This window comes from Geminocystis sp. NIES-3708 (genome assembly GCF_001548095.1).
Classification (GTDB): domain Bacteria; phylum Cyanobacteriota; class Cyanobacteriia; order Cyanobacteriales; family Cyanobacteriaceae; genus Geminocystis.
In genome coordinates this window covers 1,862,467-1,887,653 of sequence record NZ_AP014815.1, presented here as the reverse complement: position 1 = coordinate 1,887,653, position 25,187 = coordinate 1,862,467, and the positions used below count along the sequence as shown (strand labels likewise).

Below are 25,187 nucleotides of genomic sequence, written 5' to 3'. Positions count from 1 at the left end.
CATCTTCAGAAAAAAATTTTAAAATAAATTCTTGTTTAGAAGCTATCAATTCTTACTACTATTGCCAGAGTGCCTATTGCTACCCTCATCTGTAAACTTAGATGCGTCTGAGCTTACTAAATAATAGATAATAGAAAAAACTAAAAATAAAAGTAGTTATATTTTATGAGTAGATTAATCATTTTTTGGCATCGTCGAGATTTAAGAATTAAGGATAATATCGGTTTAGCTTCTGCAAGAGAAAAAAGTCAAAAAATAATTGGTTTATTCTGTTTAGATCCTGCTATTTTAAAAGGAGATGATATTGCACCGGCAAGGATAAAATATTTATTGGGATGTTTAGCAGAATTACAAGAAAATTATCGAAAATTAGGTAGTGATTTATTAATTTTTCACGATTCACCCTTAACAGTTATTCCCCAATTAGCTGAAGAATTAAAAACAGAAGCTGTTTACTGGAATTTGGATGTTGAATCTTTTTCCCGTGATCGAGATAAGATCATAGAAAAAGCATTAAAAGCTAAAAATATCAAAGTCGAAACATTTTGGGATCAATTATTACACCCTCCAGAAACAATTTTATCAAAAACCAATACTCCTTATACAATCTATACTCCTTTTTGGCGCAATTGGTCACAACAACCTAAACTTAAACCCGTCAATTCTCCTTCAAATTTATCTTCCTTAAATCATGAAGAATATAAAATAGCTACTAATATAGGTTTAATTCCTTTACCAACTCTTGAAAATTTAGGTTTTACGTGGGATAACGAGTTGTTAATCACAGCTGGAGAAACTGCCGCTTTAGAAAGATTAGAATATTTTTGTCGTTATTTATTATCAGATTATAATGAAAATCGTAATTATCCCTCCCTTGATGGCACATCACAATTAAGTGCGGCTATCAAATTTGGAGTTATTTCTCCTCGAACTTTATGGCAATATACACAAATAGAGTTAGAAAACTGTCAAAGTGATGAAGCTAGAGATAACATTATTGCATGGCAAAAAGAATTAGCATGGCGAGAATTTTATCAACATTGCCTGTATTTTTTTCCCGAATTAGAAACAGGTGCATATCGACAACAATTTCATCATTTCCCTTGGCAAAATAATGAAATATTTTTTCAGGCATGGTGTGAAGGAAAAACAGGTTATCCTATCGTAGATGCGGCAATGCGTCAGTTAAATGAAACTGGCTGGATGCACAACCGCTGTAGAATGATTGTAGCCAGTTTTTTGACAAAAGACTTAATTATTGATTGGCGTTGGGGAGAAAAATATTTTATGCAGAAACTTTATGATGGAGATTTGGCGGCAAATAACGGCGGTTGGCAATGGAGTGCCTCTAGTGGCATGGATGCTAAACCGTTACGGATATTTAATCCTGCATCTCAATCGCAAAAATTTGATGAAGAAGCTGAGTATATTCGTCGATGGTTGCCAGAAATTAGCCATTTAGATACGGCGGATTTAGTGACAGGGAAAATTTCTCCTCTGGATGCACAAAGTTGTGACTATCCTTTACCCATTGTCGATCATAATCAACAACAACGGAAATTTAAACAAATATATCAGGAAACAAAAATTAACGTATCGGTAAATGAGTAATTCCAGCGATGGCTAGAAGATTAAGTTTTCCTTCTTCCATCGTTAAATGATTTACATCCAAAGAAATACCATCCATCAGAAAGTTATCGAGATTAAATATTTTTGCTGATTCTTCCAAAATGGCATTGATAAGGATAGATGAAAATTGTTTTCCTTGAGTACATTTAACTTCATCTAAGAAGATGCCTTGCCCACTATTACAAACACAAGGTTTAATCACTAAACAAACACTCTCAATTGTTTGAGTATTAATAATTTTTAATTTAGCTTTAACTGTTACTCTACCATCTCCGATAATGCGACAATCTACTTTAGAAAATTTGACTTTCACATTTTGATTATGATGACGAATTTCATATTTTTGTAGCTGTTGATTAAGTTTATCGATATTTAACGCCGCCTCGATGTCTTTTTCACTCAAAACAATATAAGCCTTTCCCTGACTAGGTTGAGTTAATTGTACATTACCCATTAAGGCTTTTAGAGGACTTACGGCAATATTATTTAAAGTAATCTGCATTTTTTCTAACCGCAAATCCTTTTGCATTTCTAAACCATAGCCTTCAATATTTAAAGATTCTAAAATTCCCTGTGATAATTTATTAGGATCAGTTTTAACTTGTACACTTAAGGATTCAGCATTTTTTATTTGACTTTTAAAAGCCATCTCCGCAATTTTATTGATAGTTTTTTCACCGATATTGTCTAATTTACTGAGTAACATAATAATTTTTGATAAGATACTGCGGTTTTTACTGAGATTAATAAATATCTTAACACTTGTGAGAAATTGAGCAATTTTCTTCTTTTGATTGCATTTTTTCTTGATCCTCTTTTACTTTAGTTCAATATAAATAACTATCGTCATCAAAAAACTTTTTCCGTTAACCTCAAATAATCTTCATTAAACTTTTTTTAACCATTGAAATGAAATTAAGTTTAAAACTAAACCAATAAGTAATAAAAGAGTCATTAACACCAGTTGATACCAAGGTGCACCTACAACAATATCAGCAATAAGATGACCTAAATTAAGGATAGAATAAACGGTCGTTAAACCAAAATGAAAGTAACGATAGGATTTTGCTTCCGTAAAAGTTGAAATGATAATTACTAACATCGGAATTATAAAAAAGATCAACATAAAGCCAAAAACCGCATCTAAATTTTCACCAGTGTGGGAATGCTCTACTTCCATGTCATGAAAAAGTGGCATTAATGCTAAATCTGTATGAAAAAGTGTTCCTAAAAGAAATGATGTCCATAAGGCATTAATTTTGGTGGAGTAATTATGAGACATAATTTTGTGTTGATATTCAAAGGACATAGACACTCTGATCTTTATTGTCGATGGTGGATAACCAGAAAAGATCTTCATGTCAAGCAATTGCAATAAAACTTTACATAAGTTAAGATAAAAGGGTAGTCAAAAAAAAAGGCTGAAAAAATATGGTAATCTTAATTTCATTATTCATTATCGGTTGGTTAGCCGCTTCTATTATTGGTACTCAAGCCTACTTTTTAGGTGAACAAACAAAGCCGATTCACGAACGTAACTGGGATAGTTCATCTTTTGATCTATTAGCAAAATCTTTTACAGGTAAAGACACCGATTATTTAGAAAGAGTCCCCGCATATACTGTTGATGCTTATAACGCAATGAATAAATAATTAATCAGTATCAAATATTAATTATGACTCAAAATCTTTTCCCTATAAAGGTTTGAGATTTATTTACTGAATTCTAATGATTTCTCAGAGGTTTGAAATAATATCAAGCCTCTTTTTTTTTGGAACAAATTTCAACTCATTGCGTCATCGTAATTAATTCATTATTTAAAACAAACAAATCATGTCTAAACTAACCTGTATGAAAAGTAAAACTAATCAAAAAATCGTTGCTTTAAGTCTTTCTTTTACTACAATATTTAGTCTTTTACCTATTAGTTCATCATGGGCAAAACCTAATCAAAAACTTAATTATAATTCTCCTCAATCCGCTTTAACATTGATTTCCAATAACTCTAAACAAAATAAACAGAATAATGGAAGACTAAAACCAAATAATTATAATAATCCTAATTCTGGTTGGAATAATAACTCTAACAATTCTAATTCTGGCTGGAATAATAACTCTAATAATTCTAATTCTGGTTGGGGAAATTCAAACCAATCATCCAATACTGGTAACTTAAATCGTGGCACAATGATTACGACTACTTTACCCTCAGCCAATAAAATTTTAGTTACACCTCAAGAAACAATGGCTGTTACCTTAGTTGTTAGGGATAATGTTAGAGATAGTTCTAATCGAATTATTATTCCCTCTGGTAGTGAAATTGTCGGGGAAATTCGTCCATCAGGGCAAGGTTCGAGATTCGTTGCTAATACTTTAATTTTACCTAATGGTAATCAGTATCCTATTAGTGCTACTTCTGCCGTTGTGACCACTACTGAAGTTGTTTCAGCAGGAAAAAATAATAACACTATCTGGCAAGGTGCTTTAGCAGGAGCGGCAGCTGGTACTTTAATTTCAGCCATTACAGGGGACAAAGCTATCGCTACAGAAGAAGTGTTAGGCGGTGCTGGTTTAGGTGCTTTAGCAGGTTTATTATTACGAGGCGATCGCAATCAAGAACTAATTTCCATTAATCCAGAACGAGATCTAAATTTAACTTTAACTTCTAATTTAGTTATCAACTAGATTGACGAAAAAATTATTATAGTGAGGGTAGGCAATGGGCAATATTTTAAATACCAAACTCTGAAGCTTTTACGCCAAATTCTTCCCTCTGATTTTCGGTGTCAGCAAAATTGTAATAGTCTTTGATTAACTGGGATACTAATTGATGTTTAATGCGCATTAACACACCTTTTAATAAACTATTTCCAGTGCTTTGTAATAAAGGTTTCGGGGTTAACCATAACGGTGGTGGTAAATCAACTTTTACCGTTAAATTCGCCTTTCCCTGTAAATAAATTTTGCTATCTATTTCTACAGGGGTTAATTTACCTTTCAAATCAAGGGAAAATCGGCGGTTAATATATTCAATACCTTTAATTTCACAAGATTCTGATTTCAAATAGACATTACCCGAAGCACCTGCCCAAACTTTTAAGATTACGGTGGGTTGAAGATAATATATATTTAAAAAATTAAGAGGATTCATTTGCAGTTGATATAAATCATTGCTTAATACCTTTAGTAATTTTTCATCGGTAATCGCTTTAACTAATCGAAAAGGTTGCCTCAAATAATGTTGAATAGAAACACTTTTTTGTTGTACTTCTAAGTTAACGACTTCTTCCGCCTGAAAATAAATTTCGGTATTATTAAACAATGATTTACACTCCCCTTAAACAACTAATATAATATTTCGCAATTAGGATCTATAAATTAATGATTGATTCGGATGAATACCATTCAAATCCCTACAATAAATGAAAATTCGTTTGTAATTATTAATTGTTAATTGTTAATTATTTACTGGTGCATCGCTTTAGCTAATTCTGCGGCTACTTTTGGGCGAGAAAATTCTGGAGGTGGCAACTCTCCACGACGTAACATCTCTCTTACTTTTGTACCAGACAAGTGAATTCGTTGTTCTTTGGTAGCTGGGCTAGTTTTAGATGTAGCCATTTGATCTGTAATAGTACAATAAAAAGCGTGCTCGAACATCATAGGGGTAATACCTAATTCTTGAGGCTCAAATTCACCGAAAATTAATTGAGCATCATAAGTGCCATAATAATCCCCCACTCCAGCATGATCTCTACCGACAATAAAATGAGTGCAACCATAATTTTTACGGATTAAAGCATGGAAAATTGCTTCTCTAGGTCCAGCATAACGCATAGCGGAAGGATTAATGGCTAAAATTACTCGATTTTGAGGAAAATAATTTTCTACCATAATCTCGTAACAATTCATCCGTACATCCGCAGGAATATCATCACTTTTTGTGGCACCAACGAGGGGATGTAAAAATAAACCATCAACGGTTTCTAACGCACATTTAATGATATATTCATGGGCTCGGTGAATGGGGTTACGGGTTTGAAAGCCGACAACAGTTTTCCAGCCCCTATCTACGAACATTTTACGGGATTGAGCAGGATCAAGTTGATAATTGGGGAATAAAGGATGATTATCTCTTTGTAGTAACCATATAGGACCAGCTAAATTAATTTCTCCTTGCTCATATACTACTTTTACACCGGGGTGGGCTTCTTCGTCAGTAAGATAAACGTTAACTGCCTCATGAGCTTTATTGTAGCGATATTTCTGAGTAAGTTCTAAAACCCCGACAAATCTACCATGAGGATCATCTAAACGAACCCAACCACCTTCTTTTAAAGGCTCTGCCACTTCTTCGGTTACAGATAATGTGACAGGTACAGACCAAGGAAGTCCACTCATCAAACGCATTTCTTCTACTACTCTCTCGTAGTCATCTTGTCCCATAAAGCCATTAAGAGGACTAAAACCACCAATGGCAATCATGACGAGATCTGAAGTTGCTCTTTCATCTAATTGTATTCTTGGTAATTTATTTGCTTGTGCTAAAAATTCATCTCTTTCTGCTAAAGTTGCAATTCTATTAACTAAATGTCCTCCATGAGGTGCAATAGTTTCAATAATTTTAGTCATATATATTTATTAATAATCTCTAAGTTTTATGTTATCAAGCAATGACACAATGGACAATTAACAATGAAAAATTGGGTGAGGAAGAGACTAGGAAATTAGGAGGCTAGAAGACAAAACCTATAGCAGTCGCCATGATGCTTAGGACATTAACAAGGGTTTTAAACTTCTTGCTTTCTAAGTAGGTGAGTATAATTAATTATGAATTTTTTCCCCCAATCCCTCGATAACAATGGGTTTAAACCCATTGCCTATATACAATTAATTTTGCCTAAGTACTTATTGCTAAAAGAATTGATCTGTCTTAACTAATCTGTCCGTTGCTATATTACTCATTATTTATTACTTATTTCGGGTAAGCCATTTTATGTAAATCGATAGCTTGATCGAATTCCTCGGAAGTAAGATAACCTAATTGTAAAGTTGCTTCTTTGAGAGTAAGGTTATTTTCGTGGGCAATATGGGCTATTTTTGAAGCTTTATCATAGCCAATTTTTGGACTTAAGGCGGTAACTAACATCAAAGATTGATTAACTAATTCTTCAATGCGTTTAAGATTCGGTGTCATATCCTTAACGGTAAAATCAGTGAAGTTATTACAGCTATCTGATAAAATTTTGATGGATTGCAAAACATTATAAACCATCATAGGCTTGTAAACATTCATATCTAAAATACCACTTGCCCCCGCAAAACTCACGGCGGAATCATAACCCATCACTTGCACCGCTACCATGGCTAAGGCTTCACATTGAGTAGGATTAACTTTTCCTGGCATTATCGATGATCCAGGCTCATTTTCAGGTAATTGTAATTCATTTAGTCCTGCTCTTGGTCCACAGGCTAGTAAACGTATATCGTTAGCGATTTTATATAATGAACAAGCAAGGGTTTTTAAGGTTGAGCTTAACATTACCATAGCATCATGAGAACCCATGACAGTAAATTTGTTGGGGGCGCTAACGAAAGGTAATCCCGTTAATTGGGCGATGTGATGGGCAGATTTTTCCGCAAAGCCAAGGGGTGCATTTATACCTGTACCTAATGCTGTGCCTCCTAAAGCTAATTGATAAATATGGGGTAAGGCGTTATCTATTCTGGTTAAGTTATCCTCTAACATCCCGACATATCCTGAAAATTCTTGCCCTAAACTTAAAGGTACTGCGTCTTGTAAGTGAGTGCGTCCGATTTTAATAATTTCTTTCCATGCTTCAGCTTTTTCTTGTAAACCGTCTCTTAATTTTTTCACTTTAGGTATCAATCTTTCATTTATGGCGATCGCTACAGCAATATTCATGGCAGTAGGAAAAGCATCATTAGAAGATTGTGATTTATTGACATCATCGTTAGGGTGAATAGGGTTTTTACTGCCTAAATCACCACCAACAATCTCAATGGCACGATTAGCGATAACTTCGTTAACATTCATATTCGACTGTGTACCGCTTCCTGTCATCCAAACGTAAAGAGGAAAATGATCATCTAACTTTCCTGCTAAAATTTCATCGGTGGCTTGGGTAATTAAATCAGCTTTTTCTTTTGATAAAACGCCCAATTCATAATTAGTGATAGCAGAGGCTTTTTTTACGAAAGCTAATCCATAAATTACTTCTAAGGGCATTTTATCTTGACCGATGGAAAAATAATGAATTGAGCGTTGAGTTTGCGCACCCCAATAACGATCAGAATTTACCTCAATTTCTCCCATACTATCTTTTTCGATGCGGATATTTTGATTAGTATTAGTCATAAAATTTTTTATAAAAGCAATCCAGATTAATTAAATATTATCTTAGGTAATAATAGAATAAAAATGTTTAATAATTGATTTTTGGTATTTTATCTAATTAAAACTTAAGTACAATCCCAATTATATAAAACTTGAGAAAAATCTAATTTTTTCAAAGCTGAAGGTTGAATAAAAAAGTTGGCAATTCCCACATCACCCCAACAAATATCGAAACCGTCATCAAAATATTCCGAATCGATCTGTAATAATAATTGATAAGGTTCATTCTCTTTTGAAATACCAAAACGAGGATCACTTTGAGTAAAATAAGGATAACCTCCTAATTGATGTTTTATCCCACTAAATTTATTCTCATAATATTCTGCATAAATATCAAATAATAAACCATTATTTTCTCGATTTAATTCAGGTAAATAATAATTAAAATATTGGTCATCAGGACATATAGGAGCTTGATCGAGAGTGAATTCTAAAGCAAACTCACCTCGAATTGGAAAATAATGATCTTCAGCTAAATTACCTAAAAAACTGAAATCAGTTATTAAATTATTGCTATTTTTATCAATTTCTGGATAGTATAAAATTCTAAAACCTTTTTGAGAAATTTGGTTATCAAAATCTAATCCATAAATATCATCGTTTCTATCAATAAAAAACTGTAAAATACCTGATTTAGGAAAATTATTGAGGTTTGGAATCTCACTAAAATTTAGTTGAGCAACTAAACGTAAATATTCTCCTTTATCATTAATGGGATATTGTTGATTTTTTGGTAAATAGGGTAATCCTCCAAATTTATTTTTCCATAACAAGGTTGATGTATTTATTTTATTGTTTACAGTTATGGGAGTAATTTTTATTTGTAAATAATCCAATAATGTATTTTCAATAACTTGATGAAATGGTTGTAATTCTTGTGGTAAATCAAATAATAATGAATTGGACATTTTTGATAATGATATAGCAGAACAAGATTTGATTAGAACATTATGAAAGCTTTGGTAAACCTATTTTATCTTCTGTATTAACTTTTGAAGAAAATAAACATAAACAGATGAATAATAAATATAAAAATTTGTTTTTATAACTTAACATTTTTTCTTTTTATTATGATAAGATTACTACTTATTCATTTAAGCTAATATACATTTAACTTTTATATTAAAATGTCAGTAAAAATTGATAAAACTTTTATCTATTGTTCATTCCTTATTCCTGACTTTTACCATTCTATTTTACTCAGATGCGTCCTCGCTTATTAACCATTAATTCACGATTCACTAATTAATCTTTGCACTAACTTTTGACTATATGATGAATCATTCCTCCGAAAATAAAGGTAATATCCTATTAATTGAAGATTTATCAGATAATTTACAGTTATTAAGTGGGTTACTGCTATTAGGTTATCACGTTCGTAGTGTCACCAATGTAAAAATGGCACGAAAAATATTAAAAGCGAAACATCCTGATGTCATTGTTCTAAATATTAATACTTCTGAAGTCAATTGCTATCAAATTTGTCAATTTATTCAACGTCATCAAAAATTAATTAATATACCTATAATTTTTATTGTTGCTTTAGATAATGGTTTTGATAAAATAAAAGCCTTTCAATATGGAGTAACGGATTATATTATTAGACCATTTTACCTAAATGAAGTGGTAACAAAATTAGAAATGGTATTGACTATTCAAAGACAAAAATATTTTTTAGAAAAAGAAATTAAAAAGCGAAAAAAAATAGAAGATATATTACAAAATTCAAGGGCTTTAATTTTAAGTGTACTTAATAGTTCTAAAGATGCGATCGCAGCATTTCAATCCATCAGACATTCAAAGACAAGAAAAATCAAAGATTTTCGTTGTTTGGTGGTGAATCCCATTTTTGCGAAACTTTTTAATCGTAGTCAAAATGATATTATTGGTAAAGTTGGGTTCAAAAATTTAATCGCCCAAATTAATCAGGAATTTTTTGAAGATTTTGTGACAGTGGTGGAAACGGGAGAATCTTTAGAGAAAGATTTTTATTATCCTCAAGAAGAAAATTGCTGGTATCAATTAGTCGCTGTGAAATTAGAAGATGGTTTTGCCATCACAGTAAGAGATATTACTGTTAGTAAAAAATTTGAAATTCGACTTCAAGAAGGTAATCGTCAATTACAATTAATTGCTAACTTGGATGGTTTAACTCAAGTCGCTAATCGTCGATGTTTTAATGATTATTTAAAGAAACAATGGGAAAAACATCTTCAAAAACAACAACCTCTGACTTTGATTATGATTGATATTGATTATTTTAAACTTTACAATGATCACTATGGACATCAACAAGGGGATGAATGTATTTATCGGGTGGCTCAAGGTATTGCCATGATTATTAAACGTCCTACAGATTTAGTTGCCCGTTATGGTGGAGAAGAGTTTGCGATTATTTTGTCTAACACGAAAATTGAAGGTGGATTAATCATCGCCGATTTGATTCAAAGTACGATTGCCTCTTTTGAAATGCCCCACGAAAAATCTAAGGTCAATTCTTCTGTTACTCTCAGTATAGGTATTTCTTGTTTAACTCCAGATCATCATACAAGTTTAGAAGATTTAATCGGCAACGCTGATAAAGCATTATATGAAGCCAAAAATCAAGGGCGTGATAGAATTGTCTCTTTTTAGTTAGAATTGCTGAAAAAAATCGTGAGCTAAGCAATTTTAAATGATTAAAAATTCTAATCAAGAGATTTCTTTTTAGGATGTGAAGCATTTGGAGTGGCAAACTAAAATCACTGAATTTGAGATATATAATTAAGCTATAAAAATTGTAGAATATGCCCTTTAATATGATTTTTGAAAATGAAAATAAACGATTATGATACATCTAAACATAGAAAAAGTCTTATTGAATGGATACCCGGAATCGCAACATTTCAATCCTACAACTATCGTTGGCTACTACAGGATATTAAAGCTAGTTTAGCTGTTGTCGCCGTAATTATTCCTATTGCGATCGCCTATGCAGATTTAGCGGGATTACCTCCCGTAAACGGTTTATACGCCAGTATTTTACCTTTAATAGCTTACGCTTTATTTGGTTCATCTCGACAGTTAATTGTCGGTGCTGATGCGGCTACCTGCTCTTTAGTCGCAACCGTTTTAGCACCCATGGCTGGGGCAAATGGTGAAAGATATATTTATTTATCAATGGTTTTAGCGATATTTGCTGGAATCGCTTGTATTATAGGCGGTATTGCAAAGTTAGGATTTTTAACTAACTTTCTATCCCGCCCGATTTTAATGGGTTATTTGAATGGTATTGCCCTTGGTATTATAGTTGGACAATTAGGAAAACTATTTGGTTTTTCTCTAGAATCAAAAGGATTTTTTCGACTACTTTGGGAATTTTTCTCGAAATTGGGTCAAACTCACAGTTTAACTTTCCTCATCGGTGTTGGCATTCTCATTTTACTACAATTACTCAAACCTTTTGGCACTAAACTACCATCTACTTTAATTGCTGTGGTTTTAGCGATCGCCATCAGTAGCTTTTTCGGTTTAGAAGATAAAGGAGTTGATGTAGTAGGAATTGTTCCTGCTGGTATTCCTTCTTTCAAGACTCCTCAAATACAACAAACAGATATTATTCCTCTAATTTTAGGAGGAGTGGGTATTGCCTTTATTGGCTTTAATAGTACGATGGTAGCAGCCGAAGCCTTTGCCATGAAAAATCGTTATCAAATCGACTCCAATCAAGAGTTAATCGCCCTAGGGGTAGCGAATATTTCTGCCGGTGTCTCTCAAGGATTCGCTATCAGTGGTACTGCTTCTCGCACTGCAGCCAATGACGCAGCTGAAGGTAAAACCCAGTTGGTGAGCATTATCACTGCTATTTTAACAATTCTAGTACTATTATTTTTAACTGAACCTTTAGCTTATCTTCCTATCAGTGTTTTAGCCGCTTTATTAATTAATGCCGTTTTAGGATTATTAGATATTAAATCATTGAAAAAACTCTATGGTATTAGCAAACCTGAATGGCGTTTATCTATTTTAACTTCCCTAGGAGTAATGAGTATTGGCGTTTTACAAGGTGTTTTAGTCGCCATAATTCTTGCTATAGTTCAATTATTAAAAAGAGCCTCCTATCCTAACGATGCTATCTTAGGGCAAATAGAAGATAAAGAAGGCTTCCACAATATTCAAACCAGTAATCAAGCCCAAACCATTGCAGGATTAGTTATATATCGTTTTGAAGCGAGTTTATTATTTTTTAATGCTAACTTTTTTAAAGCAAGAATATTAAGTATCGTTAATGATAATTCTCAGGAAATTAACTGGTTTTTGCTAGATGCTGAGTCTATTTCCATGATTGACACTACCGCCGTTAGTAAATTAGAAGAAGTATGGGAAGAATTAAACAAAAAAAATATCACTTTTGTCGTTGCTAGATGTCATACATCCTTATATACAATGTTGCGAAAAACTGACATAACAAAAATGATTGGTGAAGATAATTTTTTCCCAACTATCACTTCTGCGGTTAAAGCATTTCAGACAAAATAAATTAAAGTGCAATCTATTTTGAAACTGATAGTTACTCTAATCAAAATTTTTTCCCCAAAATCCAATTATCTTTTAACTTCATGTTCAACATCAGGATTATTATATTTAATCATCAAATCTGGACGCTTTTTCTTTGTTGCCTCTAATTGTTGCTGATAACGCCATTGAGCAATTTCTTGATGATTTCCTGAGCGTAATACAGGTGGTACTTCCCATTCTCGAAAAATAGGAGGACGTGTATAGTGAGGATAATCTAATAAGCCATCTTCAAAACTGTCAGCACAAAGAGACTCAGGTTTTCCAATCGTACCGGGTAATAATCTCACCACACCATTAATTAGAGTTAAAGCGGGAATTTCACCGCAGGTTAAAACAAAATCTCCTAAAGATACTTCTCTGGTGACTAAATTTTGTACTCTTTCATCAATCCCTTCGTAATGTCCACAAATTAAGACTAATTGTTGATAATTGGAAGCAAAATTTTTTAATAAATTCTGATTTAATGTTTCTCCTTGAGGAGTAAGTAAAATAACTTCTCTTGGTGGTAAAATCGGTAAAGATTCTACTGCTGCGAAAATAGGTTCAGGTTTTAATACCATACCCACACCTCCACCATAGGGTATATCATCTACTTGATGATGTTTATCCGTAGTAAAATCTCTGGGGTTGATTAAGTTAACGGTGGCAATACCTTTAGCTAATGCTTTTCCTAATAAACTGCATTGAAGGGGAGAGTTGAAAAAATCAGGAAAGAGTGTAATAACATCAATCTGCACGGTGATTATTGACTGTAATGGTTAACAAGGCGCTTAAGGTAGCTTTATATATTGGTTAATTATAATAGAACGATGCTTTATTAACAATCTCTATCTCAATTGTTCACTATTCATTATTCACTATTAACTGTTCACAGTTCGTTGTTTATTGTTAATTGCTGTAAACTTGAATATATTAAAATTTAGTCTAAGCAGAGAATTATAAAAAAAATAAGATGAAGGAATATCAAAGAAGTTCAGTCCTCGTCATCGGAGGTGCGGAAGATAAAGTACATGGTAAAGAAATTTTACATAGTTTCTGGCATTGTGCTGGTAGTACAGATGCAATTATAGGAATCATTCCTTCTGCCTCGAGAGAACCAACCATTATAGGCGATCGCTATGTAAGTATTTTTCAAGATATGGGGGCAAAAGATTTGAAAGTACTAGATGTGAGAGATCGTATTCAAGGAGAAGATAAAGAATATCAAGAATACGTGGAAAAATGTACAGGTATTTTCATGACAGGAGGAGATCAACTTAGACTATGCGGTTTATTAGCTGATACCCCTTTAATGGAAAGAATCCGCCAACGAGTAAAATTAGGAGAAATTAGCCTTGGTGGTACAAGTGCAGGAGCGGCGGTGATGGGACATCATATGATTGCAGGAGGTAGTAGTGGAGAATCTCCTAATCGTGCTTTAGTAGATATGGCGATGGGATTAGGTATTATTCCTGAAGTAATTGTTGATCAACATTTTCATAATCGTAATCGGATGGCAAGATTATTAAGTGCTTTATCAAATCATCCTGAAAGATTAGGTATTGGTATTGATGAAGATACCTGCGCTGTGTTTCAAAAAGACGAATATATTGAAGTTATTGGCAAGGGAACTGTTACCATTGTTGATGGTCAAGCCATGAGTTACACTAATCAAGGGCAAATAGCCGCAGAACAACCTCTTTCTTTACATAATCTAAGAGTGCATATTCTCGGTCATGGGGATCGTTATAATCGTAAAACTCATCAACCCATTGCTGGAATTATTGAATAAATAAAAAAAGCCTCAAAACGAGGATTATTCCTGTGATGAGTCCAGACTTTTAATCAGTAAAGCAAAAAGATCCAAAAATGTTCAAAGTGAACAGTTAAATCAAGAATAAAAACGAGACACTAAAAAATGCCTCTCAACCTCAGTACCTTCTAAAAGCGAGAAAAACCATGAAAATCCTTAAAACACAAACCTTACGTGGTCCAAACTATTGGAGTATAAGAAGACAAAAACTCATTCAAATGCGTCTTGATTTAGAAGATATAGCCGAAAAACCATCAAACCTCATACCTGGATTCTATGAAGGATTAGTGAAAGTATTACCATCCCTGATAGAACACTTTTGTTCTAGAGATCATCGTGGTGGATTTTTGGAACGAGTACAAGAAGGAACATATATGGGGCATATTATCGAACATATTGCCCTTGAGTTACAAGAATTAGCGGGAATGCCTGTCGGTTTTGGTCGTACCCGAGAAACTGCGACCTCTGGAGTCTATAACGTGGTTTTTGAGTACGTTTATGAAGAAGCGGGAAGATATGCTGGTAGAGCGGCAGTAAGACTGTGTAACTCGATAATCACCACAGGAAACTATGCAGCGGAAGAATTAGCTCAAGATTTAGCAGATTTAAAAGATTTACGGGCAAATTCGGCGTTAGGTCCTTCCACAGAGACGATTATCAAAGAAGCCGAAGCTCGACAAATTCCTTGGATGTTGCTTAGTGCTAGAGCGATGGTACAACTAGGCTATGGAGCGAATCAACAGCGTATTCAAGCAACTTTAAGTAATAAAACCAGTATTTTAGGAGTAGAATTAGCTTGTGATAAAGAAGGAACTAAAACTACGTTAGCAGAAGCAGGTGTTCCCGTACCAAAAGGAACAGTTATTTATTATTTAGATGAACTAGCTGATGCCATTGCCGATGTAGGAGGTTATCCCATTGTCCTCAAACCTTTAGACGGAAATCATGGTAGAGGCATTACCATTGACATTAATAGTTATCAAGAGGCAGAAGATGCATACGAAATGGCAAATGCGGCATCTAAAACTAGAGCTGTGATTGTAGAAAGGTATTATAAAGGTAATGATCATCGCATTTTAGTTATCAATGGTAAACTGATTGCCGTATCCGAAAGAATACCTGCTCATGTCATTGGCAATGGATATTCTACCGTTGAGGAGTTAATCGAACAAACTAACGAACATCCTGATCGAGGAGATGGACATGATAATGTCTTAACCAGAATTAGCATTGATCGTACTTCTTTAGGGGTGCTGAAAAAACAAGGTTTCGAGATGGATACCGTCTTAAAAGAAGGGGAAATCGCTTATTTAAGAGCAACAGCTAACTTGAGTACTGGTGGCATTGCTATTGATCGTACAGATGAAATACATCCAGAAAATGTTTGGATAGCTGAAAGAGTTGCCAAAATTATTGGTTTAGATATAGCGGGAATTGATGTGGTTACTGCTGATATTACCAAGCCGTTAAAAGAAGTAGATGGAGTTATCGTGGAGGTAAACGCAGCCCCCGGATTTCGGATGCACGTTGCCCCTAGTCGAGGTTTGCCCCGTAACGTAGCCGCTCCTGTGTTAGATATGCTCTTTCCTAATCAAAAATCCAGCCGTATTCCTATTCTTGCAGTAACAGGTACGAATGGTAAAACCACTACCACTCGATTATTAGCTCATATTTATCGTCAAACGGGAAAGGTTGTAGGCTATACCAGTACTGATGGTATTTATTTAGGGGATTATATGGTAGAAAAAGGAGATAACACAGGTCCTTTAAGTGCTGGGGTTATTTTAAGAGATCCTACCGTAGAAGTAGCAGTGTTAGAGTGTGCCAGAGGTGGAATATTAAGATCGGGTTTAGCCTTTGATAGTTGTGATGTCGGCGTAGTACTAAATGTAGCCGAAGATCATCTAGGTTTAGGAGATATTAACACTATCGAACAAATGGCGAAAGTAAAAGGAGTCATTGCTGAATCTGTTAATGCTGATGGTTATGCCGTTTTAAATGCCGATGATCCTTTAGTTTCACAAATGGCTCAAAATGTCAAGGGTAAAATTGCTTATTTTTCTATGAGTGCCAATAATCCGATTTTGATTGATCATTTACGCCGTAATGGTATGGCGGCTATTTATGAAAATGGCTATCTTTCTATTTTTGAAGGAGAATGGACTTTAAGGATTGAAAAAGCAGAAAATATACCCATCACCATGAAAGGTATGGCTCCATTTATGATTGCCAATGCTTTAGCCGCCTGTTTAGCCGCTTTTGTTCATGGTACAGATATTGAGTTGATTCGTCAGGGAGTACGTACATTTAACCCCGGTGCAAATCAAACCCCCGGCAGAATGAATCTTTTTGATCTTCAAGATTTTTCTGTACTGATTGATTACGCTCATAATCCTGCTGGTTATCTTGCTGTTGGAGAATTTGTCAAAAACTGGAAAGGCGATCGTTTAGGGGTAATTGGAGGACCTGGGGATAGACGAGACGAAGATTTGATCTTATTAGGTAAAATAGCCTGTGAAATTTTTGATCACATTATTGTCAAAGAAGATGATGATAATCGAGGTAGAGATAGAGGTACTGTAGCGGATTTAATTGTTAAAGGTATTATATCTCAAAATCCTGAAGCTAGTTATGATGTCATCCTCAACGAAACTGAAGCCATTGATAAGGGATTGAAAAAGATTAATAAAGACGGCTTAGTTGTGATTTTTCCTGAAAGCGTTAGTCGTTCTATCGCTATGATTGAAAAATATCAGTCTAATTTTTAGATTTTCCATTAGCAATAAAATATACTCATCAATTAGGAAATTTTTATTTTTATTTCATGGCGATAGGAAAAGCACAGCAAAACTGTATATGAACTGGTGCTGAGCGATCGCCATCATCAAATTTTAGAGTGTTTTAGTCTGTTTTTTTGATTAATAAATCAATTATTATAAAAAAAGCTCTCATCGTCTTAGGGAAAAGCTTGGGTGAGGGTTAATATTTCGGGATAATTAATAAAAAGGAATTAAAATTTGCCAATTATTAAGGTTTAAATCTTCACCATTTTTAATGCGAAATAAAACAATTTCTAGTAAAGTTTCAGTGGTAAAAGCTAATTTTTCTGGTGTGTTTATTAATTTAAAATTATTGTCAAACTTACTCTTATATTCTATAACTAAATTTTCCCATTCTTCAAGTTTTAATAATTGATCTGGGATAATATTTGATAACTCATTCATCGATACGGAAAATTGATAAATAGCCCCAAAAACTTCCTCATTATTAGCCTTCATTTCTACCGCTAAAATAGGATTATTTATCTCTTTTTTGCCGTAATACCAAGCTAAAGACTCTAAAGTAGAAATACCAAAAATGGGAATATTTAACTGTTGGGCTAAAGTTTTTGCTGTAACGACTCCTATCCTTGTACTGGTAAAACTACCAGGTCCTTTTGCTATGGCAATAAACTCTAAATCTTGCCACAGTAAAGGCGGTAAAAATTCGATAAGTTTTTCATGTAAATTATTAGCTAAATCTCGCCCTAAATCCCAAGAATTAAAACGATATTCTCCTTGATTATTAATAATAGCAACTCCTAATTCTCCGCTAGTAGTATGTAGAGCTAGTCCTTGTTTCATTATGATTATTATAGTGATTTAGTTTCAGTTTTATTGTTGATTTTTGGTGATTTAACGTCAGGAATGGATTTATGTTGGTTATTAAGTTTATTATTTAATTCCTGATTTTGTTGATTTAATTTTTGCACTTCATTTTTTAAAATTTCTATTTGTAACTGAGAATCTTTATCTATCTCTTCTTGAATTTTCACTTTTTCTGACAATTGATCATATAGTATTTTTTGTTCATCTTTTAATTGTTTAATTTCTTTAAATAACTCTTCTTTAACACTCTGTATTTTTTTATCATTTTGAGAAAATAAATTGAGAGAAATATTATTGAGCAAAAAGAAGCCTATTCCTGAACCAATTGCTATTAAACTAAAAGCAGTAATACCCCATAATTGATATTTATAATTATTAATTAATTGATCTAATTTTGCTAATAATTTTAATGATTCTTGATCATCAGGTTGAATTTCTAAACACTGTTTGACCCTAAATTTTATTAATTCTTCATCTTGTTTATTATGCTTTGCTTTCCATCTTCCTAAATAAGCATTAATTAATAAATGCAACATAGATAAATTAAAGGGATTAAAAGCCAAAGCCTCTTCTAATTCTAAGATAGCATCGTCCCAATGACGAAGAGTAACATAACCTTGTGCCCGAATAAAATGAGCTTGGGATTGTTTTTGTGCGGAAGCAATTTCTTTATCACTAATACCCAATTCTGAAGCGATAGTTAATAACTCTTCATTGGTAGGAATTTTTTGTCCTAATTGACTTAATTCTGTCACTCTTTCAATATAAGTTTCAATAGCTTGATTAGCATTAGAAACATTTTTCTTTTCTATCATATAAAGTCAGAATGTTATTGTTATAAACAAGGTTAAAAAATAAACATTTTATAGGCAATTAATTATTTAAAATTATTTCTTGTTGATAAGTTTCGATAGCAACTCTAATTAATAATCCTGCTAAAATACAACTACTCATAACAGAACTACCACCATAGCTTAAAAAGGGAAAAGGTAAACCTGTAGTAGGCAAAGATCCTGTATTTACTCCTATATTCAGTAAAGATTGTCCTACTAAAATAACCATTACTCCCACTGCTACCAAACGTTTAATGGGATGAGTACATCTTAGAGTTACAAGAAAAGCTACCGTTGCATAAGTTACCACCATTAAAATTAAAATGATACTACCTACAAAGCCAAATTCTTCAGCAAAAACGGCAAAAATAAAGTCCGTGTATTGGAAAGGTAAATAAAATAATTTTTGTTGAGACATTCCAAAACCAACACCCAATTCGCCACCAGATCCAATTGCGAGTAAACTTTGTACTAATTGATAACCATCTCCCCTTGCGTCTTGCCATGGATCTATAAATGATACAATCCGTCTTAATTGATAAGGATTGATAGCTACACTAAGGGCGGCTGTAACCATACCCATCATTGCCGTAGCCAATAATTGTATATAAGGTAAACCTCCAGCCAAAGCCATTAGCCATAAAGTCATCCCACACAATGCTGTTGTACTTAAGTTTGGCTGTTTTAAAATACAGGCTAAAGTAAAAGCAAAAATACCTAGCCATGCACCTTTAATTCGCCAAGGTTGCCTTTGCCAACTGCCAAAAATAGTCGCACCTTGTAAAACTAAAAAAGGTTTGAGTAATTCTGAAGGCTGAATTTGAATTGGTCCTAAGGCTATCCATCTTTCTGCACCATTTACATTTTGCCCTAAACCTACCACTGTGCCAATAATTAAAATTAATGCTACAAGATAACACCAAGGAGAAAACTTGAGAATTATTTTTAAGGGTAATTCCGTCACAATTTTGAAGCAAATTAAACCTATAATCATCCAAAATCCTTGACGTTTAAAATAAAACCAACCATCGTTAGATTCATCCAACCCAACGGCATAGGAAGCTGAAAATAAAGCGATTAAACCAATTAATAACCATACAAAAGTCAGCCACCGCAATAATCTTGCTTCTAATGACCATTGATCAATATCAGGTTGATAAAATGGGATTAAATAACGAAAAATATCCATAGAAAAAATAAATGTTATTTTAGCCAATTTTTTAGGATAACATAATTAGTAATTGAGAGTTAAGAATTAAAAATTAGTAATTATTTTTCCTCTGAAATAAAATAATATATACACTGGGTTTTTATTATTAAAAAAAGTTAATTATTGATTAAATCAGAAAAATAAGATTATTATAATCCTTTGCCCCTTAACCTCAGAAACGGTTTAAAAAGTCTCAATTTTATCTAAAATCTTCCTTCATTTCACTTATTGAGTAGAATTTAGAGAACTTAACAACTTTTAGAACAGTTTTTTATAGATTGATTAACTGAAAATTATTAACAATTTGATGGGGAGAGTTGCTATTTTTTTTCTCTTTAAATGCTTTTTCTTCTCTTATTATCCAGACAGTTTTCATGCCGATAGATAACGCTGAATTTACCTCATCTTCTACATCAGATAAAAAAATAATTTCATGAGGGTTTAAGTTAAGATTGTTCGCAATGTTAATATAAGATTGAGGCTCTTTTTTATTACCAATATTAGTATCAAAAAAACCACTAAATAAAGCTAATAAATTACCATATTCTGAATGTCCAAAAAATAATTTTTGAGCATAAATTGAGCCTGAAGAATATATATAAATAGGAATATTTTTACTGTGCCATAATGATAACATTTCGTAGGCATCTGGATAAACATGAGAGGAATAATCACCATTTTTATAACCTTCTTCCCAGATTATACCTTGTAGGTCTTTTAAAGGTTTAATTTTGTGATCGCATTTTATCCAATCTTGTAAAATAGTAGTTATTTGTTCATGATTATAATCTACTAAATTTTCCAATTTCGCTATTTCTAATAGAGCTTTTTTTACCTGCTCATGATCCCAATTTTCAGCTAAAAAATCATACATTCTATCATAAGCATAAGGAAATAAAATATCATGGACAAAATTAATAGAACTGGTTGTACCTTCAATATCCGTTAAAATTGTTTTAATCATAGAAATTGTTAAATAAATGAATATTTTAAATAAATTTAATTTATGTATAAAATTATTGGAATTTAACTAAAGCCATCAAATTTTTCAAACGAGGGGAAAAGTCCCTTAATTCAGGGACAAATTAGAGTTAAAATTTCATTAATTCTCTAATCTTGAAAACTGACTAGCAATGTCGCTTCCCGTAAAATTCGCTACCCAACCTTCAGGATTGTTGAAAAAACGAATAGCTGTAAAATTAGGATTCTCGCCCATATCGAACCAATGACGAGTATTTGCGGGTACACTGATTAAATCACCTCTACTACACAATATCTCAAACACTTGATTATCGATATGTAAGCTAAATAAACCCTCACCATCTACAAAAAAACGGACTTCATCTTCACTATGGGTATGTTCATTTAAGAATTTTTCTCGAAAAGCCGATTTATTAGGATTATCGCTAGTTAAACTAACCACATCAACAGTTACATATCCTTCTTCATTGATTAATTGATCAATTTCAGATTTATAGGCTTTCAAAACCTCTTCTTGAGTTGCACCTGATATTAAATTTTGGATAGTTTGCCACTGTTCAAATCTTATCCCAATTTGTTTTAATTTGTGACTAATTTTCTCAATTTTATCTGCTTCAGAAACGGTGTTACTATCAAAAATAGGTATATTGGGGTTATTATCATCAAATATTTTTAATGCAGTCATAATTTACCTCTAATGCGCATAAGTTCTAATTCACATTGTATTAAATATTCAAGTGCTTCTAAATGTCTTAGGGTTTCTGGCATATCCTTACCCCAAGTATAAACTCCATGTCCTCGAATTAGATAACCCCAGCAAGGAATTCTTTGGTGCAGATATTCTATAACTTCATCGGCTAAACTAGCTATATCTTGAGTATTAGCAAAAATAGGAATTTTGATCGCACTTTCATGGGTAGAAATTCCCGAAAAAGCTTTTAACAACTCATAATCTTCTAATTCCCAAGAAGTATTATTTGTTAAGAGAGTGAGTAACGTACTATTAAGGGAATGAGTATGTAAAACTGATCCAATGTTAGGATTCCAGGCATATAGGCTGGTATGAAGAAGAGTTTCCGCCGAAGGTTTTTTCTCGTCTTGGGGTTTTCCTTGCAAATCCACTACCATAATATCATCAGGGGTTAATTTGCCTTTATGCTTACCCGACACAGTAATAGCACAATAATTATTATCTAACCTTTGAGAAAAATTACTACTGGTGGCTGGAGTCCAACCTTGACGATTGAGAAAATTAGCTGTTTCAAGAATGCTCTCAATGGCGATGTTTAAATCTCGTTGGCAATAAGTCAATGTAACAAATCCTTTTTATCTATCTAACTAAAAAACAATATTTTAACTAATTTTATCTAATAAAATACAAAAAAAATAAAAAGTCTTAATTTTGTTTATATTTATCAAATATTAACATATAAAATACCTATGAATCTTTATCAGTTTTAATTTGAATTAAGTAATTGATATGGGATTTTTTTTAATTAATTTTTCAGTAAAGATAGATTATTATAACTTGTTAATTATTATTTTCTCTATCTTTTAAAGATTTCCATAAATTAACGAAGTGAAAAATAAATAATACTAAAAATTTCTTTATTTACTCAACTTTTAGTTGTTAATTATTAAAGGTGCTGATATATTATTATTAAGTTAAATAACGTAGAGAAAATATGCCCGTACCCTTTACCCCTCAAGAAATCGCCTCTGAAGGCATTAAACCTGCTGAATATGAAGACATCGTTAAAAGATTAGGCAGACATCCCAATAAAGCCGAATTAGGGATGTTTGGGGTAATGTGGTCAGAACATTGTTGTTATAAAAACTCCAAGCCTTTACTATCACAATTTCCTACCGATGGCGATCGCATATTAGTGGGACCTGGAGAAAATGCAGGAGTTGTGGATTTTGGTAACGGTTTGAGAGTAGCATTTAAAATAGAATCTCATAATCATCCTAGCGCCATCGAGCCATTTCAAGGAGCCGCCACAGGAGTCGGAGGCATTTTAAGAGATATATTTACCATGGGAGCACGCCCTATTGCTATTTTAAACTCATTGCGCTTCGGCAATTTAGATAATCCTCACACCAAAAGAATTTTTAAAGGAGTTGTAGAAGGTATATCACACTATGGTAACTGTGTTGGTGTGCCAACCGTTGGTGGTGAAGTCTATTTCAACCCCGCTTACAGTGGTAATCCCCTTGTTAATGCCATGGCAATAGGCTTGATGGAAACTGATGAAATAGTTAAATCAGGGGCTTCTGGCATTGGCAATCCTGTTTTGTATGTTGGTTCGACGACAGGCAGAGACGGCATGGGAGGAGCAAGTTTTGCCAGTGCAGAATTGACGGATGAATCATTAGACGATCGACCTGCAGTACAAGTAGGAGATCCTTTCTTGGAAAAATCCTTAATAGAAGCCTGTTTAGAAGCCTTTAAAACGGGTGCGGTAGTTGCAGCCCAAGATATGGGAGCGGCGGGGATTACTTGCTCAACTTCAGAAATGGCAGCAAAAGGAGGCGTTGGCATTGAGTTAGATTTGGACAAGATTCCAGCCCGTGAAAAAGCCATGATACCCTATGAGTATCTCCTATCAGAATCCCAAGAAAGAATGCTCTTTGTAGGAGAGAAAGGACGAGAACAAGAATTAATTGATATTTTTGAAAGATGGGGACTTCATGCTGTAGTAGCTGGTGAAGTAATACCCGAACAAGTTGTCAGAATTTTACATCAAGGAAAAGTTGCGGCAGAAGTGCCATCCACTGCGTTAGCTGATAATACGCCAATTTATCATCACGAAGTCTTGACAAATCCACCAGAATATGCTACGAAAGCATGGTCATGGACAGAAGCAGAATTAGCAAAAGTTGAAGAAAGTGGTGTCAATAATCAAAATTGGGAAGAAATTCTGCTAAAACTTCTTGATACTCCCTCTATAGCTTCAAAAAGATGGATTTATCGTCAATATGATCATCAAGTCCAAAATAATACCGTAATGCTTCCGGGGGGAGCAGATGCGGCTATTATCAGAGTACGCCCCGTAAACGGAAAACCAGAATTAGCAACAACTGGCATCGCTGCGACTACTGATTGTAATCCTCGTTATGTATATTTAGATCCTAATTTGGGAGCAAAATTAGCAGTAGCTGAAGCCGCTCGTAACTTAAGTTGTGTTGGGGCACAACCTATTGCTATTACTGATAATCTGAACTTTGGAAGTCCAGAAAAAGCCGTCGGTTACTGGCAATTACATCATGCTTGTCAAGGAATTTCTGAGGCTTGTCGAGAATTTAATACTCCTGTGACGGGTGGAAACGTATCTTTATATAACGAAACTATAGACAGCGAAGGCAATCCTCAACCCATTTACCCTACCCCTGTGATAGGTATGGTGGGTTTAATATCTGACATCGAGAAAATTTGTGGGCAAGGTTGGCAACAAGAAGGGGATTTAATCTATCTTTTAGGTAAATTTAATCCTAATTTAGGTGCGTCAGAATATTTAGCAACAATTCATAACACTGTAGCAGGAAAACCACCAGAATTAGACTATCACTTAGAAAAAAAAGTGCAAGAAGTTTGTCGTGAAGGAATTAGTAAAAGTTTGCTCAAATCTGCCCATGATGTTACTGAAGGCGGAATTTCCGTGGCTTTAGCGGAATCTTCTATTAGTGGGAAGTTAGGTTGTCAAGTTACTTTACCTGCAATAAATGCTCGTTTAGATAATGTTTTGTTTGGTGAATTAGCAAGTTTAATTATTGTGTCAATTAATCCTGAAAATAAAGCTCAATGGGAAACACTATTAACGGAAAAACTAGGCAATGATTGGCAAAAAATTGGGGTAGTAAAATCAACTATTTTAAGTATTAATAATTTAATTAATTTAGATATTCAAATTGTAACTGATACTTGGGAAAAAGCCATCGAAAAAAGACTATAAAAATAAGTATATTTGGGGGTTGAGTAAAAAAATCTAGTATTATTCACCTTAAATTCATTTGTGGTGCATAAATTCTAATATTGATTATGTAGCAAAAAAAGGGTAGGATTGGATATTTCTCTATCACCCATTCATTGCCTTTCACAACAATTTGTTTATTCTCACT

The 25,187-nt window shown here is 33.4% G+C and carries 21 protein-coding genes; 8 read left to right on the top strand and 13 right to left on the bottom strand.

Annotated elements, in window-relative coordinates:
* The first annotated feature begins 165 nt into the window (after positions 1–165).
* A complete protein-coding gene (locus GM3708_RS08325) occupies positions 166–1,611 on the top strand; it encodes an FAD-binding domain-containing protein (RefSeq protein ID WP_066345533.1) in 1,446 nt (481 codons plus the stop codon).
* On the opposite strand, the gene GM3708_RS08320 is transcribed toward GM3708_RS08325, so the two are convergent.
* Positions 1,589–2,335, bottom strand: a complete 747-nt coding sequence (locus GM3708_RS08320; RefSeq protein ID WP_066345531.1) for a DUF2993 domain-containing protein — start codon at positions 2,333–2,335, stop codon at positions 1,589–1,591. The genes GM3708_RS08325 and GM3708_RS08320 overlap by 23 nt on opposite strands.
* Positions 2,336–2,515: 180 nt before the next feature.
* Positions 2,516–2,914 carry a hypothetical protein gene (locus tag GM3708_RS08315; RefSeq protein ID WP_396229667.1) on the bottom strand — a complete coding sequence of 133 codons (399 nt, stop codon included), beginning with the start codon at positions 2,912–2,914 and terminating at the stop codon, positions 2,516–2,518.
* A gap of 146 nt (positions 2,915–3,060) precedes the next feature.
* Between GM3708_RS08315 and GM3708_RS08310 the strand changes: the two genes are divergently transcribed.
* Together GM3708_RS08310 and GM3708_RS18675 are read left to right on the top strand one after the other, a co-directional pair.
* Positions 3,061–3,282, top strand: coding sequence for a photosystem II protein, Psb35-related (locus tag GM3708_RS08310; RefSeq protein WP_066345529.1), 222 nt, complete (start codon positions 3,061–3,063; stop codon positions 3,280–3,282).
* A gap of 181 nt (positions 3,283–3,463) precedes the next feature.
* Positions 3,464–4,315: a hypothetical protein gene (locus GM3708_RS18675; protein WP_158505855.1), complete on the top strand. Its 852-nt coding sequence runs from the start codon at positions 3,464–3,466 to the stop codon at positions 4,313–4,315.
* A gap of 46 nt (positions 4,316–4,361) precedes the next feature.
* Here GM3708_RS18675 and GM3708_RS08300 read toward each other — a convergent pair whose 3' ends face one another.
* The 4 genes from GM3708_RS08300 to GM3708_RS08285 form a co-directional block, all read right to left on the bottom strand.
* Complete coding sequence (locus tag GM3708_RS08300) at positions 4,362–4,952, bottom strand: DUF1997 domain-containing protein (RefSeq protein ID WP_066345526.1); 591 nt, start codon at positions 4,950–4,952, stop codon at positions 4,362–4,364.
* A gap of 143 nt (positions 4,953–5,095) precedes the next feature.
* Positions 5,096–6,262, bottom strand: a complete 1,167-nt coding sequence (gene sat, locus GM3708_RS08295) for a sulfate adenylyltransferase (protein ID WP_066345523.1) — start codon at positions 6,260–6,262, stop codon at positions 5,096–5,098.
* 343 nt (positions 6,263–6,605) lie between these two features.
* On the bottom strand, positions 6,606–8,009 hold the full coding sequence (fumC, locus tag GM3708_RS08290) for a class II fumarate hydratase (protein ID WP_066345522.1): 1,404 nt from the start codon (positions 8,007–8,009) through the stop codon (positions 6,606–6,608).
* Positions 8,010–8,113: 104 nt separating this feature from the next.
* The gene (locus GM3708_RS08285; RefSeq protein WP_066345521.1) at positions 8,114–8,956 is read right to left on the bottom strand and encodes a YwqG family protein; all 843 of its coding nucleotides are present in this window, start codon (positions 8,954–8,956) and stop codon (positions 8,114–8,116) included.
* A gap of 364 nt (positions 8,957–9,320) precedes the next feature.
* Between GM3708_RS08285 and GM3708_RS08280 the strand changes: the two genes are divergently transcribed.
* Positions 9,321–10,682, top strand: coding sequence for a diguanylate cyclase domain-containing protein (locus tag GM3708_RS08280; protein WP_231933135.1), 1,362 nt, complete (start codon positions 9,321–9,323; stop codon positions 10,680–10,682).
* A 177-nt stretch (positions 10,683–10,859) separates the two neighbouring features.
* The gene (locus GM3708_RS08275) at positions 10,860–12,566 is read left to right on the top strand and encodes a SulP family inorganic anion transporter (RefSeq protein WP_066345519.1); all 1,707 of its coding nucleotides are present in this window, start codon (positions 10,860–10,862) and stop codon (positions 12,564–12,566) included.
* A 65-nt stretch (positions 12,567–12,631) separates the two neighbouring features.
* Here GM3708_RS08275 and trmD read toward each other — a convergent pair whose 3' ends face one another.
* A complete protein-coding gene (gene trmD, locus GM3708_RS08270; RefSeq protein ID WP_066345517.1) occupies positions 12,632–13,342 on the bottom strand; it encodes a tRNA (guanosine(37)-N1)-methyltransferase TrmD in 711 nt (236 codons plus the stop codon).
* Positions 13,343–13,557: 215 nt separating this feature from the next.
* Here trmD and GM3708_RS08265 point away from each other — a divergent pair, with 215 nt between their 5' ends.
* Positions 13,558–14,376, top strand: a complete 819-nt coding sequence (locus tag GM3708_RS08265; protein WP_066345515.1) for a cyanophycinase — start codon at positions 13,558–13,560, stop codon at positions 14,374–14,376.
* Between the two features lie 167 nt (positions 14,377–14,543).
* Complete coding sequence (gene cphA, locus GM3708_RS08260) at positions 14,544–17,165, top strand: cyanophycin synthetase (protein ID WP_066345513.1); 2,622 nt, start codon at positions 14,544–14,546, stop codon at positions 17,163–17,165.
* Between the two features lie 228 nt (positions 17,166–17,393).
* Here cphA and tsaB read toward each other — a convergent pair whose 3' ends face one another.
* The 6 genes from tsaB to GM3708_RS08230 form a co-directional block, all read right to left on the bottom strand.
* Positions 17,394–18,020, bottom strand: a complete 627-nt coding sequence (tsaB, locus tag GM3708_RS08255; protein ID WP_066345512.1) for a tRNA (adenosine(37)-N6)-threonylcarbamoyltransferase complex dimerization subunit type 1 TsaB — start codon at positions 18,018–18,020, stop codon at positions 17,394–17,396.
* Positions 18,021–18,028: 8 nt separating this feature from the next.
* Positions 18,029–18,859 carry a hypothetical protein gene (locus tag GM3708_RS08250; protein ID WP_066345511.1) on the bottom strand — a complete coding sequence of 277 codons (831 nt, stop codon included), beginning with the start codon at positions 18,857–18,859 and terminating at the stop codon, positions 18,029–18,031.
* A 58-nt stretch (positions 18,860–18,917) separates the two neighbouring features.
* Positions 18,918–20,060 (bottom strand): FtsW/RodA/SpoVE family cell cycle protein, encoded by a 1,143-nt coding sequence (locus tag GM3708_RS08245; RefSeq protein WP_066349381.1) that lies wholly within the window; start codon positions 20,058–20,060, stop codon positions 18,918–18,920.
* Between the two features lie 298 nt (positions 20,061–20,358).
* Positions 20,359–21,051, bottom strand: a complete 693-nt coding sequence (mtnC, locus tag GM3708_RS08240) for an acireductone synthase (RefSeq protein WP_066345509.1) — start codon at positions 21,049–21,051, stop codon at positions 20,359–20,361.
* Positions 21,052–21,189: 138 nt separating this feature from the next.
* The gene (locus GM3708_RS08235) at positions 21,190–21,753 is read right to left on the bottom strand and encodes an acireductone dioxygenase (protein WP_066345505.1); all 564 of its coding nucleotides are present in this window, start codon (positions 21,751–21,753) and stop codon (positions 21,190–21,192) included.
* A complete protein-coding gene (locus GM3708_RS08230) occupies positions 21,750–22,379 on the bottom strand; it encodes a methylthioribulose 1-phosphate dehydratase (protein ID WP_066345503.1) in 630 nt (209 codons plus the stop codon). The genes GM3708_RS08235 and GM3708_RS08230 overlap by 4 nt, the downstream gene beginning before the upstream one ends.
* 374 nt (positions 22,380–22,753) lie before the next feature.
* Between GM3708_RS08230 and purL the strand changes: the two genes are divergently transcribed.
* Positions 22,754–25,021 carry a phosphoribosylformylglycinamidine synthase subunit PurL gene (purL, locus tag GM3708_RS08225; protein ID WP_066345499.1) on the top strand — a complete coding sequence of 756 codons (2,268 nt, stop codon included), beginning with the start codon at positions 22,754–22,756 and terminating at the stop codon, positions 25,019–25,021.
* Positions 25,022–25,187: the final 166 nt, after the last annotated feature.

Bases quoted from the DNA above. Each gene is read 5' to 3' on its own strand.
- cphA (WP_066345513.1), top strand. From the start codon at position 14,544: ATGAAAATCCTTAAAACACAAACCTTACGTGGTCCAAACTATTGGAGT.
- GM3708_RS08285 (WP_066345521.1), bottom strand. From the start codon at position 8,956: ATGTCCAATTCATTATTATTTGATTTACCACAAGAATTACAACCATTT.
- GM3708_RS08275 (WP_066345519.1), top strand. From the start codon at position 10,860: ATGAAAATAAACGATTATGATACATCTAAACATAGAAAAAGTCTTATT.
- mtnC (WP_066345509.1), bottom strand. From the start codon at position 21,051: ATGATTAAAACAATTTTAACGGATATTGAAGGTACAACCAGTTCTATT.
- GM3708_RS08310 (WP_066345529.1), top strand. From the start codon at position 3,061: ATGGTAATCTTAATTTCATTATTCATTATCGGTTGGTTAGCCGCTTCT.
- GM3708_RS18675 (WP_158505855.1), top strand. From the start codon at position 3,464: ATGTCTAAACTAACCTGTATGAAAAGTAAAACTAATCAAAAAATCGTT.
- fumC (WP_066345522.1), bottom strand. From the start codon at position 8,009: ATGACTAATACTAATCAAAATATCCGCATCGAAAAAGATAGTATGGGA.
- GM3708_RS08320 (WP_066345531.1), bottom strand. From the start codon at position 2,335: ATGTTACTCAGTAAATTAGACAATATCGGTGAAAAAACTATCAATAAA.
- GM3708_RS08280 (WP_231933135.1), top strand. From the start codon at position 9,321: ATGATGAATCATTCCTCCGAAAATAAAGGTAATATCCTATTAATTGAA.
- GM3708_RS08265 (WP_066345515.1), top strand. From the start codon at position 13,558: ATGAAGGAATATCAAAGAAGTTCAGTCCTCGTCATCGGAGGTGCGGAA.
- sat (WP_066345523.1), bottom strand. From the start codon at position 6,262: ATGACTAAAATTATTGAAACTATTGCACCTCATGGAGGACATTTAGTT.
- GM3708_RS08325 (WP_066345533.1), top strand. From the start codon at position 166: ATGAGTAGATTAATCATTTTTTGGCATCGTCGAGATTTAAGAATTAAG.
- purL (WP_066345499.1), top strand. From the start codon at position 22,754: ATGCCCGTACCCTTTACCCCTCAAGAAATCGCCTCTGAAGGCATTAAA.
- tsaB (WP_066345512.1), bottom strand. From the start codon at position 18,020: ATGAAACAAGGACTAGCTCTACATACTACTAGCGGAGAATTAGGAGTT.
- GM3708_RS08250 (WP_066345511.1), bottom strand. From the start codon at position 18,859: ATGATAGAAAAGAAAAATGTTTCTAATGCTAATCAAGCTATTGAAACT.
- GM3708_RS08235 (WP_066345505.1), bottom strand. From the start codon at position 21,753: ATGACTGCATTAAAAATATTTGATGATAATAACCCCAATATACCTATT.